Raw genomic sequence first — 1015 nt, 5'->3', positions numbered from 1 at the left:
GAGGTCGAACGCCAGTGGCGCCGCACCGGCTTCGGGGTCGATGCCCGCGTCCATGGAACGCCGCCAGGAGGCGGCGATCAGCTGTCGCGGCCCCTCGGGCCACACCCCGTCTGCCATCACCGTCTCGTGGGCGCTGCGAAGGAGTCGGGAGTACGCGGGAAGATGGGCGTAACTCATCGGCCACTCCAAGTAGTCGAACCCGTATGGCGAGCATCCGCGTTGGAGAGGGTCAGCGCAAGCCGTTCCAGCGGTCGCGAAACGTGATTGAACGATAGCAACCTGTGTGCAACGTGGGCGTGATTATGGTTCCATCCAAGCGTCGGCATGGTGCGGCCGCTCCGGTCGGCGTGGTGGCCGGGTCTCGGACACTGGAGGGGGGCCGGGATCCGGCCAGACAATCTGGCCGGCCAGTCACCGGCGATCCGTCGCGACGACCCCCGGGGGCGAAACACCTGCATGCCGCCAGTACATGACGAGGCCCAAACGCCGTAGGCTCGTGGAAGTCAAGAACGCGGAGCCACGAGGAGCGCACGACGGTGAACCCAGGGGATGTCAACCTGCAGCAGCTGCTGGAGCAGGCCCAGCTCATGCAGCAGCAGCTTGTGAGCGCCCAGCAGGAGCTCAACGACGCGCAGATCGAGGGCTCGGCCGGCGGCGGCCTGGTCACGGCCGTCGTCAACGGCTCGGGCGAGCTGCTCGAGCTCAAGATCGATCCGAGCGTGGTCGACGCCGGCGATCCACAGGACACGGCCGATACGATCGCCGACCTGGTGATCGCGGCCGTACGTGACGCCGTGCGGGCGGCGGCCGACCTGCAGCAGGAGAAGCTCGGCCCGCTCGCACAGGGGCTGGGCGGCGGCGGTCTCGGCCAGCTGCCAGGGTTCTAGGCCATGTACGAAGGGGTCGTCCAGAACCTGATCGACGAGCTGGGCCTGCTGCCCGGCGTCGGTCCCAAGAGCGCGCAGCGGATCGCGTTCCACCTGCTGGCGGCCGACCCGGCCGACGTCAAACGGCT

Annotated in this window: 1 protein-coding gene and 1 pseudogene; both read left to right on the top strand. The window is 68.6% G+C overall.

Going from position 1 to position 1015, the window contains the following annotated elements:
* Nucleotides 1-536: 536 nt before the first annotated feature.
* Nucleotides 537-887 (top strand): YbaB/EbfC family nucleoid-associated protein, encoded by a 351-nt coding sequence (locus DAT37_RS38875; RefSeq protein ID WP_198654660.1) that lies wholly within the window; start codon nucleotides 537-539, stop codon nucleotides 885-887.
* A gap of 3 nt (nucleotides 888-890) precedes the next feature.
* A pseudogene (locus DAT37_RS38870) lies at nucleotides 891-1015 on the top strand (recombination mediator RecR); the annotation flags it as partial.

The sequence above is a fragment of the Nocardia aurea genome, from assembly GCF_003123685.1.
Lineage (GTDB): Bacteria > Actinomycetota > Actinomycetes > Mycobacteriales > Mycobacteriaceae > Nocardia > Nocardia aurea.
Note: the sequence above shows the minus strand (reverse complement) of the source record. Positions and strands in the feature narration are given on the sequence as shown.